The sequence below is a fragment of the Streptomyces sp. NPDC004266 genome, from assembly GCF_042874095.1.
Classification (GTDB): Bacteria; Actinomycetota; Actinomycetes; order Streptomycetales; family Streptomycetaceae; genus Streptomyces.
Map to the genome: position 1 here is coordinate 92,511 of NZ_JBIAMM010000011.1, position 13,493 is coordinate 106,003.

Below are 13,493 nucleotides of genomic sequence, written 5' to 3' on the forward strand. Positions count from 1 at the left end.
GCTCACCGCGCCCCGGCGGAGCGCGTCCGGGCGATGTGGTCGGCCGCGAGCCAGCTGAAGGTCATGGCGGGGCCGATGGTCGCGCCGGGGCCCGGATAGGTCTCGCCCATGACGGCGGACGAGACGTTGCCGGAGGCGTACAGGCCGTCGATGGGCGTGCCGTCCTCCCGCAGGACGCGGGCGGTCGCGTCGGTGACCAGGCCGCCCTTGGTGCCGATGTCGCCGGGGTGGACGGGGATCGCGAAGTAGGGGCCCTTCTCCAGCGGCGCCAGGTTGGGGTTGGGCAGGGTGGGGTCTCCGTAGTAGCGGTCGTAGACGCTGTCGCCGCGGTGGAAGTCCTCGTCGCGGCCGGCGCGGGCGAAGCCGTTGAAGCGGTCCACGGTGGCCCGCAGCCGCTCCGGGGCGACGCCGATCCGGCCGGCCAGTTCCTCGACGGTCGCGGCCTTCCTGACGAAACCGCTCTCCAGCCACGGCTTGGGGAACGCCTGTCCCGGGAAGAGGCCCATGAAGATGTAGCGGGCCCTGGCGGTGGCGTCGAGGATCAGCCAGGACGGCACGGTGGTCGCCCCGGGCCTGTCGTTGGCGTACATGGCGTCGACGAACTCGTGGTACGGGGCGGCCTCGTTGGCGTAGCGCTCCCCCACCGCGTTGACGATCACCATGCCGGGAACGCCGCGGTCGGCGACGAGGAAGAAGGGCCTGCCCTCGGGAGGCACCACCGAGGGCGCGCCCCAGACCCTGTCCATCAGGTCGGTCGCGGCGCCGAGGGCCACGGCCGGCTCCAGGGCGTCGCCGGTCTGTCCGTCGGAGGCGGAGCTCCACTCGGTGGAGGTGGGCGCCGGCAGGTGCTTCTCGCGGAGCCGCTGGTCGTGGGAGAAGCCCCCGGAGGCGAGGACGACGCCGCCGGTCGCCCGGATGCCCAGCTCCCGGCCGTCCCTGGTGATCCGGACGCCGGTGACCCGGCCGTCCTCCTCGACCAGGCCGGTCAGCGGGGCGGAGAGCCACAGGTCCGCGCCGAGGGCGTCGAGCGAGTGCCGCATGCGGGCGATCAGCGCCTCGCCGAGGGAGAGCAGCTCCTTGCCGGTGAGCTTCGCCCCGACCGCCTGGGCGCCGACCTTGACGGCGGTGCGGCGGCCGGCCCAGGTGCGTGCCACCATGTTCAGCTGCCGGAAGTCCTTCGAGGTGATGGTGAGGCCGTAGGTGGGCAGCCCGGCGCGGCGCATGGTGGCGCGCTGTTCGGGGCCGAGCTTCCTGAAGTCGAAGATCTGGGGTTCGACGGAGCGGCCCTGCGGGTAGCCGCCGAGCCGCTCGGGGTAGTAGTCGGAGTAGCCGGGGGTGTAGACGAACCTCACGGCCGTGCGGTCGTGGAACTCCCTCACCATCTGCGGTCCGTGGGTGACGTAGGCGTCCTTGCGCTCGGCGGGGACCCGGTCGCCGACCGTGGCGTCCAGGTAGGCGCGGGCCTTCTCGGGCGTGTCGCCGAGGCCGGCGGCGTCCAGGTGGAAGTTGTTCGGGACCCAGATCGCGCCGCCGGACAGGGCGGTCGAACCGCCGTAGACGTCGGTCTTCTCCACCACCAGGGCGGTCAGTCCGCGCAGTCGGGCGGTGATGGCCGCGGCCATGCCGGCGGCGCCGGAGCCGACGACCACCACGTCGTACGTGTGGTCCCACTGGTCGTTCATGCGGTTCTCCCTGGTCGTGTCAGGGCCTGTCTGACCATTCGCGTCGGATCAGGCCGGGTCGTCCGGTGCGTGCGATCGGCGTGCGGCCGGGGACGCCCTCGTAGCGGAGCTACTTGGGTGCATCGGCCGTGCGGCGAGCGTGCGTGCCGGGCGGGCCGGACCCGGCGCGAATGGTCAGGCAGGCCGTGTGGGTCGGCGGCCGGGGCGGGCCGTCCCCCGCCCCGGCCGCCGGGTCATCGCGCGGTGATCCGCGCGTCGGTGAGGACCGGCGCGTCCTCGCGGTCCGCGGCCGTGGCCGTCAGCAGGTAGCCGTCGGGGGTGTCCCAGACGCGCAGCCGCAGGGTCTCGCCGGGGAAGAAGACCCCGGCGAAGCGGGTGCGGCAGGCGGCGACCGCGCTCGCGTCGCCGCCGAGGAGGCGGTCGGTGACGGCCTTGACCGCCATCCCGAAGGTGCAGAGGCCGTGCAGGACGGGGCGGTCGTGGCCCGCCCGCCGGGCGGTGGCGGGATCGGCGTGCAGCGGGTTCCAGTCGCCGGTGAGCCGGTAGAGCAGGGCCTGCTGACGGAGCGTCGGGATCTCGGCCACCAGATCGGGCTCGCGGTCGGGGGCGGGGAGGCGATCGGAGGGCCCTCGGTCGCCGCCGAAGCCGCCCTCCCCGTGGACGAAGATCTGGTTGCGCTGGGTGATCAGCGGCTCGCCGTCCTCGCCGAGGAGGACGGACTCCTGGACGATGACGGCGGCCTTGCCCTTGTCGTGCACGGCCGCGGCGCGGGTGACCGCGGTCGCCCGGGCCGCCGCGGGCAGCGGGCGGTGCACGGTGATCTCCTGGCCTCCGTGCAGCACCTTCGCCAGGTCGATGTCGACGCCGGGCAGGTCGAAGACCTGGAAGCCGACGCCGCCGGTCCCGCCCGCGACGACTCCGAAGGTGGGCAGGACCTGGAGGCCCCGCTCGTGTCCTTCGTAGGTGTAGCGCAGTTCGCGCGGGTCGGTCTCGGGGACGCCCGCGCCGAGGGCGAGATGGTAGAGCCGTACGTCGCGCTCGTCCCACCCGACGTCGGTGCGCACCGGCGGCGCGGAGGTCGCCTTCTCGACGTCGAGGGGCATCAGAAGGCTCCCACGGCGTAGCGGCTGCGGAAGAACAGCAGCGGCCGGCCGTCCTCTCCGGCGTCGAGCGCCACCACCTGCGCGGTGACCAGGTGGTGGTCGCCGGCCTCGTAGACCGCGTCGAGTTCGCACTCCACGTGGGCGAGGGCTCCGTCGATGCGCACGGTGCCGTGCTCGCCCGCGCTCCAGGGGACCCCGGCGAACTTGTCGGGGCCGCTGCGGCCGAGCGCGGCACAGGTGGCCTGCTGGTCCTCGGCGAGGATGTTGACGCAGAAGCGGCCCGCGCGCTCGATCCTCGGCCAGCTGGTGGAGTTCTTGCCGACGGCCAGCATGACCAGCGGGGGGTCGAGGGAGAGGGAGGCGAAGGACTGGCAGGCGAAGCCGACGGGCTCCGTGCCGTCGGCGTCGAGCGTCGCCACCACCGTGATGCCGCTGGCGAAGCGGCCGAGCACGTCCCGGAACTCGGAGGGCGGTATCAGCCGTTCCACTGGTGGCCCCAGAAGCTGTCGGCGGTGATCTCCTTCGCGACCCAGGTGGCGGGGTCGACGACGAGGCCGTCCCAGCCGTACTCGACCTGGAAGCCGCCGGGGGCCTGGGCGTAGAAGGACACCATGCGGTCGTTGGTGTGGCGGCCGAGGCTGGAGGCGATGGGGATGCCGGCGGCGTGCATGCGGTCGAGGCCGCGGCCCACGTCGTCGAGGGTCTCCAGCTCCACCATGAAGTGCACGATGCCGGGGGGCAGCGCACCCGGGTAGAGGCCGAGGCTGTGGTGGCGGCGGTTGGGACTGAGGAAGTGCATCCAGTGGAAGTCCCGCTGCTCGGTGGCGGTCGGGACGGCCTGGGGCGGCAGCTTCATCGAGTCGCGCAGCTGGAAGCCGAGCAGGTTCTCGTAGAAGTCGAGCGCGGCCTCGATGTCCGGCACGGGGAGCACGACGTGGCCGAGGCCCAGGTCGCCGGTGACGAAGCGGTTGCCGTACGGGGTGCCGAGCGCGGTGTGGTCCTGTGCCTGGCCCCAGTAGATCTCCAGCGGGTTGCCGCCCGGGTCCGTCACGTGGATCAGGCCCTGGACGCGGCGCTCGGCGAGCTCGGCGGGGTCGGCGGCCTTGACGGCGACGCCGGCCTCCTCCAGCTCCTCGGCGGCGCGGGCGAGTGCGGCGGCGTTCGCCACCTCCCAGCCTGCGGCGAGGAGCCGGTCGCTCTCGCCCGCCTGGATGACGATGCGGTAGGCGCGGTCGTCCAGGCGGAGGCAGAGGGTGTCCTCGGTGGTGCCGGATGCCTCCACCATGCCGAGGACGTCGAGCGCGTAGCGGCGCCACTCGTCCAGGGTGGTGGTCTCCAGGCGCAGGTAGCCGAGAGCGCGGATGTCCATGGTGTGCACCCCTTCTGTGGAGGGTCTCAGTGGGAGAAGAAGTCGACGGCGAGGCGGTTGAACTCGTCGGCCCGCTCGGTCTGGGCCCAGTGGCCGCAGTGCGGGAAGACGTGCAGACGCGCGTCGGGGATGGTCTTGAGGGCGACGAGCGCGCCGTCGAGGGGGTTGACGCGGTCCTCGCGGCCCCAGGTGAGGAGCACCGGGTGGGTGATCCGGTGGGCCTCGCGCCAGAGCATCGTGTCCCCGACCCAGGCGGGGTCGGCGAACGAGGCTCCCATCCGGGCGCTGCCGAGCCGGGTCTCGGGGTCGGTGGCCGAGGCCCAGCGCTCCTCGACGAGTTCGTCGGTGACGATGGACTGGTCGTACGCCATCACACCGAGGAAAGCGCGCAGTTGCTCCTTGGTGGGTTCGGGTGAGGCGTTGAACTCGAAGAGCCGCTTGATGCCCTCGGTCGGGTCGGGGGCGAAGAGGTTGACGGAGACTCCACCGGGCCCCATCAGGAGGAGCTTGCCCACCTTGTCCGGGTGGTCGAGGGCCATGCGGACGGCGGTGCCGCCGCCGAGGGAGTTGCCGACGAAGTGCGCCTTTTCGATGGCCAGTTCGTCCATGAGGGCGGCGACGGCGTCCGCGCTGAAGCTGAAGTAGTCCTTGTCGAGCTCCGGCTTGTCGGAGCGGCCGAAGCAGGGCTGGTCGACGAGGAGCGTGCGGAAGTGTTCGGCGAAGACGGGGAGATTGCGGCCGAAGTTGCTCCAGGCGGAGGCGCCGGGGCCGCCGCCGTGCAGCATGATCACGACGGGGGCGTCGGGTCGGCCGGCGGGCGCGGCCTCGTGGTGGTGGAGGGTGAGCCCGGCCGCCTTGGCGGTGCGGGAGGTCGACTCGTAAGTGAGCTCTGCCATCGTCAACGCCTCTCAGGCCATGGTGTCTTGGATGTCGATGCCGAGCGCGCTCTGCCCGTACATGACCAGGGCCCGCTCGGGGTCGTTGGCGGCGTGGCCGCGGCCGGTGCGGGCGTCGCGCCAGGCGCGCTGGACGAGGCCGGGGCCGGTGCGCATGGCGCTGCCGCCGGAGTTCTCCATCAGCAGGTCGACCGCCGCGACGGAGCGTTCGGTGGCGAGGACCTGGTCGCGGCGGGTGCGGGTGCGCAGCTCCATCGGGATCTCCTCGCCGCGCTCGGCGAGGGCGTACATCTCTCCCATGTTGCGGGTCAGTTGCAGCCAGCTCGCGTCGATGTCACTGGCCGCGCGGGCGATCCGGACCTGTGCGAAGGGGTCCTCGGCGACCTTCTGCCCGTACGAGACGCGGAACCGCTGCCGGGTGGCCTCGGCGTACGACTCGAAGGCGCCCTCGGCGATGCCGACGATCGGGGTGGAGATGGTGGTGGTGAACACCCCGGCGTACGGCAGCCGGTACAGCGGCTCGGGGTTGACCTCGTGGCCGGGGACCTCCAGCGCGGTGACCGGGCCGAAGCTCAGGGCGCGGTGGTCGGGGACGAAGACGTCCTCGACGACGACGTCGTTGCTGCCGGTGCCGCGCAGGCCGACGGTGTCCCAGACGTCGTCGATCCGGTACTCGGACCGGGGGACGAGGAAGGTGCGCATGTCGACCGGGTTGCCCTCGCCGTCGGTGACGATGCAGCCGAGGAGGGCCCAGCGGGCGTGGTCGCAGCCGGAGGAGAAGTGCCACCGGCCGGAGAGCCGGAAGCCGCCGTCGGCGGCGGTGGCCTTGCCGGTGGGGGCGTACGAGGAGGCGATGCGGGTCTTGGGGTCCTGCCCCCACACCTCCTGCTGGGCGCGGGGGTCGAAGAGGGCGACGTGCCAGGGGTGGACGCCGACCACGGAGGCGACCCAGCCGGTCGAGCCGCACGCCTTGGCGATCTCCTTGACCGCCGTGTAGAAGACCACCGGGTGGGCCGCGCGACCGCCGAAGGCCTTGGGCTGGAGCAGCTGGAAGAAGCCGGTGTCCTCCAACTCCTTGACGGAGGTGTCGGGCACGCGTCGCAGCGTCTCGGCCTCGGCCGCGCGGTCGCGCAGGGCGGGAGCGAGGTCACGGATCGCTGCCAGGACGTCATCGGCCATGGGGCATCCCCTTTCGGGTCGTGGTGGGGGAATGCCAGGACCGTACGGCGTGCCGTGCGGCAGCGAAATGCGCTGCTCCCACTGAGCGGGAACCCTCATGCGGGAGGGCTCCGGCGGGTCAGAGCATCGGGTCGTGGACGTCCATGCCGAGGGCGTCCTGGGCGTAGAGGACCAGGGCCCGTTCCACGTCGTTGGCCGCCTGGCCGCGGCCGGTGTGCAGGTCGCGCCAGGCCCTCTGCAGGACGTCGTCGCCCACCCGCAGCGGCCCTCGGCCGGCGTTCTCCATGAGCAGGTCCACGGCGGTGATGGCGCGTTCGGTGGCGAGCGCCTGGTCGCGGCGGGTGCGGGCCCGCAGCTCCATCGGGATCTCCGCCCCGTCGCGCGCGACCGCGTACAGCTCCGCCATGTTGCGGGCGAGCTGCAGCCGGGCGGCGTCGATCTCGCCGGCGGCGCGGGCGATGCGCACCTGGGCGAAGGGGTCCTCCGCGGTCCGTCGGCCGGGCTCGGCCCGGAGGCGCTCGCGGGCGGCGGTGATCTGGTCCTCGTGGGCGCCTTCGGCGATGCCGACCATCGCGGTGGAGATGGCGGTGGTGAAGACGGCCGCGTACGGCAGCCGGTACAGCGGCTCGGGGTGGACCTCGTGCCCGGGGCAGCGCAGCACGGTCACCGGGCCGTAGCCGAGCGCCCGGTGGGCGGGGACGAAGGCGTCCCCGACGAGGATGTCGTTGCTGCCGCTGCCGCGCAGCCCGACGGTGTCCCACACGTCGTCGACGCGGTAGTCGGCGCTCGGCACCAGGAAGGTCAGCATGTCGACCGGGCGGCCCTCGCCGTCGGTGACGAGGCCGCCGAGCAGGGCCCAGCGGGCGTGGTCGCAGCCGGCGGAGAAGTGCCACCGGCCGGAGAGCCGGAAGCCGCCGTCGACGGCGGTGACCTTCCCGGTGGGGGCGTGGGAGGAGCAGATCCGGGTGGATTCGTCCGCGCCCCAGACCTCCTCCTGTGCCCGGGGGTCGAACTGGGCCACGTACCAGGGGTGGACGCCGAGGACCGACGCCGCCCAGCCGGTCGATCCGCAGGCCTTGGCGATCTCGTGCACGGCGGCGTAGAAGACGGCGGGGTCGGCGGCGAGTCCGCCGTACGCCCCGGGCCGGAGCAGCCGGAAGAAGCCGGCGGCCTCCAGTTCCTCGACGGAGGCGTCGGGCAGCCGGCGCAGGGCCTCCGCCTCGGCCGCGCGCTCGCGCAGGGCGGGGGCGAGGGCGCGGACCGCCGCGAGAACGTCGTCGTCGCGCATGGGTGCCCCTCTCGGATTCCGGTCCGGTCGTACCGTGACGAGAAGGAACCTACGCGTTACTGTTCCGAGACGGAACTCCCCCTTCCCAGCGCCCGTCATCCTCTGGCAATCTCCACGCAATACCGGAGATTACGGACTGGGCCCAGGGCCATTCGGCTGTGCTGTCCGTGTGGGAGGTGTCGATGACGACCCATGCTGTCGAGGCTGTCGAGGCCGGGACGCCGCCTCTGTCCCTGCTGGAGAAGGCGGCGAAGGTGCTGAGCGCCTTCGAGAGCGCGGGGCCCCGGCTCACCCTCACCGAGGTGGTGCAGCGCTCGGGCATCCGCCGCTCCTCCGCGCACCGCATCCTCGACCAGCTGGTGCAGCTGCGCTGGCTGGAGCGCGAGGGCCGGGACTACCGGCTCGGCATGGGAATGCTGGAGCTCGGCGCCATGGCCTCGCACCACAACCGGCTCCGCCGGGCGGCGCTGCCCCATCTGCACGCGCTGCACGAGTCCACCGGCCATCTGGTGCACCTGACGGTGCTCGACGGCTCCGAGGTGGTCTATCTGGAGCGCATCGGCGGTTCGGACGACTCGGTCGTGCCCTCGCGCACGGGCGGGCGGCAGCCGGCGTACTGCACGGCCTCGGGCAAGGCGATCCTGGCCTTCGGGGACGAGGCGCCGGTGGAGCAGGTGATCCGGGACGGGCTGCGGGCCCGCACCCCGCGCACCATCACCCGCCCCGAGTCCTTCCGCCGTGAGCTGGCGATGACGCGGGAGCGCGGCGTGGCCTTCGACCACGAGGAGGGGTACCGGGGGGTGTTCTGCGTGGCCGCCCCGCTGCGCGGCGCCGGCCGGGCCGTCGCCGCGATCTCGGTGAGCGGCCACGGCGTCCACCGGGAGATGGAGCGGCTGGCCCCGGCCGTGCGCGGCTGCGCGCGGTCGGTGTGGCAGTCGATGTTCGGCCCGGGACGGCAGCCGGAGAAGCGGGCTCAGCCGGTCGGCGCGGGACCCGTGGGGCTTCCGCGGCCCTCGATGGACGACATGATGGCCTGGCTGCGCTTCAGCGACTGGATGTGAAGCGCGCCCGCAGGGCGGCGAGGCCGGTGCCGTACGTGCCGTCCCCGAAGACCGACTCCACCCGGGGCACGACGTCGTCCGTGCTCCGGTAGGCGGCCGACCACCGGACCTCGGCACCGTCGGGGTGCGGGCGCACGGCGAGCGTCGCCACGTAGTCGTGGACCGGGAGCATGACGGGGTCGAGGAGGGTGTAGCGGTACGAGCGGCCGGCCGCGTCACGGTCGAGCAGGCGCTCCCGGGCGACGGCCTCGCCGTCGACGGCGAAGACCCTGACGGTCCCGGGGACGGCGGGGTCGCCGCCGTCCTCCAGGGTGGAGGGCGGGACGTGGGGATGCCAGTCGGCGAGGGCACCGAAGTCGCCGATGAGGGCCCACACGGCGTCGGGGGCGGCCGGGACGACGGCGGAGCGTTCGAGCGTACGGGGGTTCACGGGCGTCTCCTCGTTACGGGCGTTCACGGGCGTCTCCTCGTGACGGATACGGGTGCGGGTACGGGTACGGGTGTGCGGCGAGGGGCACCCGCACGGGTGCCCCTCCAGGCGGTGCCAGGTGTCCTCGTACGGGTCGTCACCAGGTGCGGTCGCCGCGCAGGACCGCGTCGGCGCCCCCGTCGGCGAAGACGACCTGCCCGGTCACGAGGGCGTTCTCGGGCGAGGCCAGCCAGGCGATGAGCGGGGCGATCTGCTCGGGGCGGGCATGGCCGTGGAGCGGCATCGGCACGCTCCGCTCGACGAGCCCCCGCATCTCGGGGTCGTCGAGCAGCGGCCGGGTCAGGGGCGTGACGACCACGCCGGGGGCCACGGCGTTGAGCGGGACGCCGTCGCCGGCCCAGGCCCCGGTGGGGGCGGCGCGCCGGACCCAGCGGGAGATCGCCGCCTTCGACGAGGAGTAGACGAGGTGTCCCTCGCCGCGGTCGACGGCCGCCCGGGAGGCGGCCACCGCCGCCTCCTCGTCCCCGGCGAGCGCGGCGTCCACGATCGCGGGGTCGACCGGGTGGACGGAGTCGACGGATCCGACGACCACGGCCCGGGGATCGGTGCCGGCGACGAGCAGCGGACGCAGTCCGTCGAGCGTGGCCACGGCACCGAAGTGGTTGACCCTGACGGTGAGGGGGTCGAAGTGGGCGACGCCCGCGCAGGAGACGACGGCGTCGAGACGGCCGCCGGTCAGCTCGCGTGCCCGGGCGACGAGTTCGGCCCGGCCCTCGGCGGTGGACAGGTCGGCGTGGATGTCGCCGTCGGCGAGGTCGGCGCCGATGACGGTGTGACCGCGCTGCCGCAGGAGGTCGGCGGTGGCCTTGCCGATGCCGGAGGCGGCTCCGGTGACCAGGCAGGTTCGGGACATGACGGTCTCCTCGTCAGGAATAGGTGATCTCGACCCGGTCGGTGAGGGGCAGGGCCTGGCAGGCCAGGACGTATCCCTCGGCGATGTCCTGGTCGTCCAGGACGTCGTTGCGGAGCATCTTGACCTCGCCGGCCACGACCCGGCAGGTGCAGGCGCTGCAGGCGCCCTCCTGGCAGGAGTACGGGGCGTCCACGCCCGCGGCGAGGAGCACGTCGAGCAGGGGCGCCGTCGGCGGCCAGGCGACCGTGCGGGTCTCGCCGTCGAGCTCGACCTCGGCGGTCGTGCCGCCCTCGGCCGCCGTGTGCCGCGGCACCTCAGGGGTGTCGAAGACGTCCGCGCCGAGGGAGAAGAACCGCTCCCGGTGGATGCGGTCGCCGGGCGCGCCGAGCGTGCGCAGCGCCTGCTCGACGGCGTCCATGAGCGGCTGCGGTCCGCAGACGAAGGCCTCGCGGCCGGCGTAGGGCGCGAGCGCGGCGGCCAGCCGGTCCACGGAGGGCAGGCCCTGGAGCGACTCCAGCCAGTGGAGCACGAGCAGCCGGTCCGGGTGGGCCTGGGTCAGGGTGCGCAGTTCGTCGCGGAAGACGACCGAGGACTCGTCGCGGTTGGCGTACAGCAGCACCACTCCGCCCCGGCCGTCGGCCAGGGCCGACTTGGCGATCGACAGGACCGGTGTGATGCCGCTGCCTCCGGCGACGAGCAGCAGGTCGTCGTCGAGGGAGTCCGGGGTGAAGGTGCCGGCCGGGGGCAGCACCTCCAGCTCGTCCCCGGCCGCCAGGCGGTCGCAGACCCAGTTGGAGCCGTATCCGCCGGCGACCCGTTTGACGGTGATCTTCAGGGGCTCGCCGGTGTGGGGCGAGCTGGCGAGGGAGTAGCAGCGGGCGGCCGGCCTCCCGTCGGTGCCGGGCAGCTTCAGGGTGAGGAACTGCCCGGGGCGGTACGTGAAGCGGTCCGCGCTCTCCGCCGGTGCCTGGAGCACCAGGGAGTGCGCGTCGGCCGTCTCGGCGATGACCTCGACGACGCGCAGCCGGTGGGTGCGAGAGCTGGTCGTGGGCTCAGGCATCGTCGGCCTCCGTGGTCGCGGTGCCTGCCGTGCGGGACTCCGGGGTGCCGGACTCCGGGCCGCCCGGCGCCAGGGTGCCGACCGTCAGGTCTCCGTCCTCGACCGCGCGGTCGATGCTCGCCCGCAGGGCCCGGCAGGTCCGCATCCGGGCGGTGGTCACGCCCGGGCGCACCCGGTCGCGGAACTCCGCGCAGGCGACGGCGGCGTCGGCCGTCCACTGCACGGAGGTGTGGGCGACGCTGAACTTCTCGCACAGGACCTGGTTGCCGCAGGCCGCGCACTCCACCGCTCGCATGTCAGGCTCCGCTTTCCGTCTCCGCCGCGCGGCGCGCGAGGTTCTCCTCGACCTCGGCGCGCCATGCCGTGTTGGCGCGCCGGGTGTCGATCTCGAACTCGAAGCGGCGGGTCATCTCGTCCTTGACGTCGGCGACGTCGACGTAGAACTGCTCGTACCAGCGGCGCAACTGGTAGACGGGACCGTCCTCCTCGGTGAGCAGGGGGTTGTCGATCCGGGTCTTGTTCCGCCAGATCTCCACGTCCTGCTCGAAGCCGACGGTGGCGCCCTCGGCGGTGAGCCGTGCGGCGTCGGCGGCCTGCTCGTCCGTCATTCCGGGGAGCCGCTTCACGATCGCCCCGTACTGGAGCAGGAAGCTGTTCTCGTCGATCGGGTAGTGGCAGTTGATCAGGACGATCTCCATCTCCGCGCCGCCGCCGACGTCGCTGTAGAGGTGGTCGATCATGTAGGAGGGGCCGTGGTAGGAGGCGTCGGAGCGCAGGCGGCCGGAGCTGAGGGTGCCCAGATCCATGTCCCCGCGGGGGCTGCTCTCCATGTACTGGGTGGCGACGTGGCCGTCGAAGACGTTCTTGAAGTACTCGGGGAAGGCGTAGTGGACGTAGTAGAAGTGCGCCATGTCCACGACGTTGTCCACGATCTCGCGGCAGTTGGCGCCCTCGACCCGGAGGGTCTTCCAGGTCCAGTCGCTCCACTGGTCGGCGTCGGGGCCGTGGATGCCCGCGATCTCGGGGACGGTCACCTCGGGGGGCGGCGGGTTGCCCTCGGGGTCGTGCCAGACGAAGAGCTGCTCGTTCCGCTCCAGTGAGGTCCAGGCGCGGGTCCTGGCGCGCGGGGGGACCCGGCGGGCGTACGGGATGCCGGCGCAGCGGCCGTCGCCCGACCAGCGCCAGTCGTGGAAGGGGCAGGCGACGGCGTCGCCCTTGACGCTGCCCTGGGCCAGGTTGCCGCCCATGTGGGGACAGTAGGCGTTCAGGACGTGCAGCAGGCCGTCGTCCTGGCCCTGGAAGACCACCAGCTTGGTGCCGAAGGCCTCGATCTCGTGCGGCTTGCCGTCCTTGAAGGCGTCGGCGAGGCCGAGGCAGTGCCAGCCACGGGCGAACCGCGTCGGCGGCCTGCCCGCGTCGATGACCCGGACCTCGTCGTTGAGAGCAGTCATCTGGTCCCTCCTGGTGTTCTGTCGGTTCACTTCTGTGCGGCGAGTTCCACGGCGATGTCGATGAGCTGGTCCTCCTGGCCGCCGACCAGGCGGCGCTCGCCGGCGCGCAGGAGGATCTCGGCGCCGGAGACGCCGTAGCGCTCGGCCTGCCGGTAGGCGTGCTTGAGGAAGCTGGAGTAGACGCCGGCGTGGCCCATCAGGAGGGCGAGCCGGTCGAGCCGGCACTCGTCGTCCATGACGGGGCGGACCACGTCCTCGGCCGCGTCGATGATCTTCAGTACGTCGACGCCGGTACGGATGCCCATCTTGGCGCAGACGGCGACCAGGGCCTCGACGGCGGTGTTGCCCGCGCCGGCGCCGAGCCGGCGGGTGGAGCCGTCGATCTGCAGGGCTCCGGCCTTGACCGCGGCGATGGAGTTGCCGGTGCCGAGGGCCAGGTTCTCGTGACCGTGGAAGCCGACCTGGGCGTCGTCGCCGAGCTCGGCGAGCAGGGCCTCGACCCGGGCGGTGACGTCGTCCATGACCATGGCGCCGGCCGAGTCGACGACGTACACGCACTGGCAGCCCGCGTCGGCCATGATCCTGCCCTGCCGGGCCAGCTTCTCGGGGGTCGTGGAATGGGCCATCATCAGGAAGCCGACGGTCTCCAGGCCCATCTCCCGGGCGAGTCCGAAGTGCTGGTCCGCGATGTCGGCCTCGGTGCAGTGGGTGGCGATGCGGCAGATGCCTGCGCCGTTGCCGTGGGCGGCCCGGATGTCGTCCTTGACGCCGAGCCCGGGGAGCATGAGGAAGGCGATCCTGGCCCGCCGCGCGGTGTCGACCGCGACCTTGATCAGTTCCTGTTCGGGCGTCTTCGAGAAGCCGTAGTTGAAGGAGGATCCTCCGAGGCCGTCGCCGTGCGTCACCTCGATCACGGGGACGCCGGCGTCGTCGAGGGCGGCCACGACGGACCGCACGTCCTCGGCGGTGAACCGGTGGCGCTTGGCGTGCGAGCCGTCGCGCAGCGAGGAGTCGGTGATCCGGATGTCGAGGGTGTCCGAGTAGGGCATGCGGTGTGCTCC

At 72.9% G+C, this 13,493-nt stretch carries 14 protein-coding genes; 1 reads left to right on the plus strand and 13 read right to left on the minus strand.

Going from position 1 to position 13,493, the window contains the following annotated elements:
* Positions 1 to 2 precede the first annotated feature (2 nt).
* The 7 genes from ACFYUZ_RS25325 to hsaA (ACFYUZ_RS25355) all read right to left on the minus strand — a co-directional run bounded on the left by ACFYUZ_RS25325 (position 3) and on the right by hsaA (ACFYUZ_RS25355) (position 7,517).
* Positions 3 to 1,682 carry an FAD-dependent oxidoreductase gene (locus ACFYUZ_RS25325; protein ID WP_389312822.1) on the minus strand — a complete coding sequence of 560 codons (1,680 nt, stop codon included), beginning with the start codon at positions 1,680 to 1,682 and terminating at the stop codon, positions 3 to 5.
* 233 nt (positions 1,683 to 1,915) lie between these two features.
* A complete protein-coding gene (locus ACFYUZ_RS25330; protein ID WP_389312824.1) occupies positions 1,916 to 2,785 on the minus strand; it encodes a MaoC/PaaZ C-terminal domain-containing protein in 870 nt (289 codons plus the stop codon).
* Positions 2,785 to 3,273, minus strand: coding sequence for a flavin reductase family protein (locus tag ACFYUZ_RS25335; protein WP_389312826.1), 489 nt, complete (start codon positions 3,271 to 3,273; stop codon positions 2,785 to 2,787). The genes ACFYUZ_RS25330 and ACFYUZ_RS25335 overlap by 1 nt, the downstream gene beginning before the upstream one ends.
* Positions 3,261 to 4,154 carry a VOC family protein gene (locus ACFYUZ_RS25340; protein ID WP_389312828.1) on the minus strand — a complete coding sequence of 298 codons (894 nt, stop codon included), beginning with the start codon at positions 4,152 to 4,154 and terminating at the stop codon, positions 3,261 to 3,263. Before ACFYUZ_RS25340 ends, ACFYUZ_RS25335 begins: the two co-directional genes overlap by 13 nt.
* A gap of 26 nt (positions 4,155 to 4,180) precedes the next feature.
* Positions 4,181 to 5,050: a 4,5:9,10-diseco-3-hydroxy-5,9,17-trioxoandrosta-1(10),2-diene-4-oate hydrolase gene (gene hsaD, locus ACFYUZ_RS25345; protein WP_389312829.1), complete on the minus strand. Its 870-nt coding sequence runs from the start codon at positions 5,048 to 5,050 to the stop codon at positions 4,181 to 4,183.
* A 12-nt stretch (positions 5,051 to 5,062) separates the two neighbouring features.
* Positions 5,063 to 6,229 carry a 3-hydroxy-9,10-secoandrosta-1,3,5(10)-triene-9,17-dione monooxygenase oxygenase subunit gene (gene hsaA, locus ACFYUZ_RS25350; RefSeq protein ID WP_389312831.1) on the minus strand — a complete coding sequence of 389 codons (1,167 nt, stop codon included), beginning with the start codon at positions 6,227 to 6,229 and terminating at the stop codon, positions 5,063 to 5,065.
* Between the two features lie 118 nt (positions 6,230 to 6,347).
* Positions 6,348 to 7,517, minus strand: coding sequence for a 3-hydroxy-9,10-secoandrosta-1,3,5(10)-triene-9,17-dione monooxygenase oxygenase subunit (hsaA, locus tag ACFYUZ_RS25355; RefSeq protein WP_389312833.1), 1,170 nt, complete (start codon positions 7,515 to 7,517; stop codon positions 6,348 to 6,350).
* A 182-nt stretch (positions 7,518 to 7,699) separates the two neighbouring features.
* Here hsaA (ACFYUZ_RS25355) and ACFYUZ_RS25360 point away from each other — a divergent pair, with 182 nt between their 5' ends.
* Positions 7,700 to 8,578: an IclR family transcriptional regulator gene (locus tag ACFYUZ_RS25360; protein WP_389312835.1), complete on the plus strand. Its 879-nt coding sequence runs from the start codon at positions 7,700 to 7,702 to the stop codon at positions 8,576 to 8,578.
* Here the strand turns inward: ACFYUZ_RS25360 and ACFYUZ_RS25365 are convergent.
* The 6 genes from ACFYUZ_RS25365 to dmpG all read right to left on the minus strand — a co-directional run bounded on the left by ACFYUZ_RS25365 (position 8,562) and on the right by dmpG (position 13,481).
* The gene (locus tag ACFYUZ_RS25365; RefSeq protein ID WP_389312836.1) at positions 8,562 to 9,035 is read right to left on the minus strand and encodes an SRPBCC family protein; all 474 of its coding nucleotides are present in this window, start codon (positions 9,033 to 9,035) and stop codon (positions 8,562 to 8,564) included. The two genes, ACFYUZ_RS25360 and ACFYUZ_RS25365, sit on opposite strands and share 17 nt — an antisense overlap.
* Before the next feature lie 109 nt (positions 9,036 to 9,144).
* Complete coding sequence (locus ACFYUZ_RS25370; RefSeq protein WP_389312838.1) at positions 9,145 to 9,921, minus strand: SDR family oxidoreductase; 777 nt, start codon at positions 9,919 to 9,921, stop codon at positions 9,145 to 9,147.
* A gap of 13 nt (positions 9,922 to 9,934) precedes the next feature.
* Positions 9,935 to 10,981, minus strand: coding sequence for a 2Fe-2S iron-sulfur cluster-binding protein (locus ACFYUZ_RS25375; protein WP_389312839.1), 1,047 nt, complete (start codon positions 10,979 to 10,981; stop codon positions 9,935 to 9,937).
* Entirely contained in the window at positions 10,974 to 11,276 is a 303-nt protein-coding gene (locus ACFYUZ_RS25380; protein ID WP_389312841.1) for a ferredoxin, read from the minus strand. The genes ACFYUZ_RS25375 and ACFYUZ_RS25380 overlap by 8 nt, the downstream gene beginning before the upstream one ends.
* Before the next feature lies 1 nt (position 11,277).
* Positions 11,278 to 12,432 (minus strand): Rieske 2Fe-2S domain-containing protein, encoded by a 1,155-nt coding sequence (locus ACFYUZ_RS25385; RefSeq protein ID WP_389312843.1) that lies wholly within the window; start codon positions 12,430 to 12,432, stop codon positions 11,278 to 11,280.
* A 26-nt stretch (positions 12,433 to 12,458) separates the two neighbouring features.
* On the minus strand, positions 12,459 to 13,481 hold the full coding sequence (dmpG, locus tag ACFYUZ_RS25390; protein WP_389312845.1) for a 4-hydroxy-2-oxovalerate aldolase: 1,023 nt from the start codon (positions 13,479 to 13,481) through the stop codon (positions 12,459 to 12,461).
* Between the last annotated feature and the right edge of the window lie 12 nt (positions 13,482 to 13,493).

Bases quoted from the DNA above. Each gene is read 5' to 3' on its own strand.
- hsaD (WP_389312829.1), bottom strand. From the start codon at position 5,050: ATGGCAGAGCTCACTTACGAGTCGACCTCCCGCACCGCCAAGGCGGCC.
- dmpG (WP_389312845.1), bottom strand. From the start codon at position 13,481: ATGCCCTACTCGGACACCCTCGACATCCGGATCACCGACTCCTCGCTG.
- hsaA (WP_389312831.1), bottom strand. From the start codon at position 6,229: ATGGCCGATGACGTCCTGGCAGCGATCCGTGACCTCGCTCCCGCCCTG.
- ACFYUZ_RS25385 (WP_389312843.1), bottom strand. From the start codon at position 12,432: ATGACTGCTCTCAACGACGAGGTCCGGGTCATCGACGCGGGCAGGCCG.
- ACFYUZ_RS25370 (WP_389312838.1), bottom strand. From the start codon at position 9,921: ATGTCCCGAACCTGCCTGGTCACCGGAGCCGCCTCCGGCATCGGCAAG.
- ACFYUZ_RS25375 (WP_389312839.1), bottom strand. From the start codon at position 10,981: ATGCCTGAGCCCACGACCAGCTCTCGCACCCACCGGCTGCGCGTCGTC.
- ACFYUZ_RS25380 (WP_389312841.1), bottom strand. From the start codon at position 11,276: ATGCGAGCGGTGGAGTGCGCGGCCTGCGGCAACCAGGTCCTGTGCGAG.
- hsaA (WP_389312833.1), bottom strand. From the start codon at position 7,517: ATGCGCGACGACGACGTTCTCGCGGCGGTCCGCGCCCTCGCCCCCGCC.
- ACFYUZ_RS25325 (WP_389312822.1), bottom strand. From the start codon at position 1,682: ATGAACGACCAGTGGGACCACACGTACGACGTGGTGGTCGTCGGCTCC.
- ACFYUZ_RS25340 (WP_389312828.1), bottom strand. From the start codon at position 4,154: ATGGACATCCGCGCTCTCGGCTACCTGCGCCTGGAGACCACCACCCTG.
- ACFYUZ_RS25360 (WP_389312835.1), top strand. From the start codon at position 7,700: ATGACGACCCATGCTGTCGAGGCTGTCGAGGCCGGGACGCCGCCTCTG.
- ACFYUZ_RS25330 (WP_389312824.1), bottom strand. From the start codon at position 2,785: ATGCCCCTCGACGTCGAGAAGGCGACCTCCGCGCCGCCGGTGCGCACC.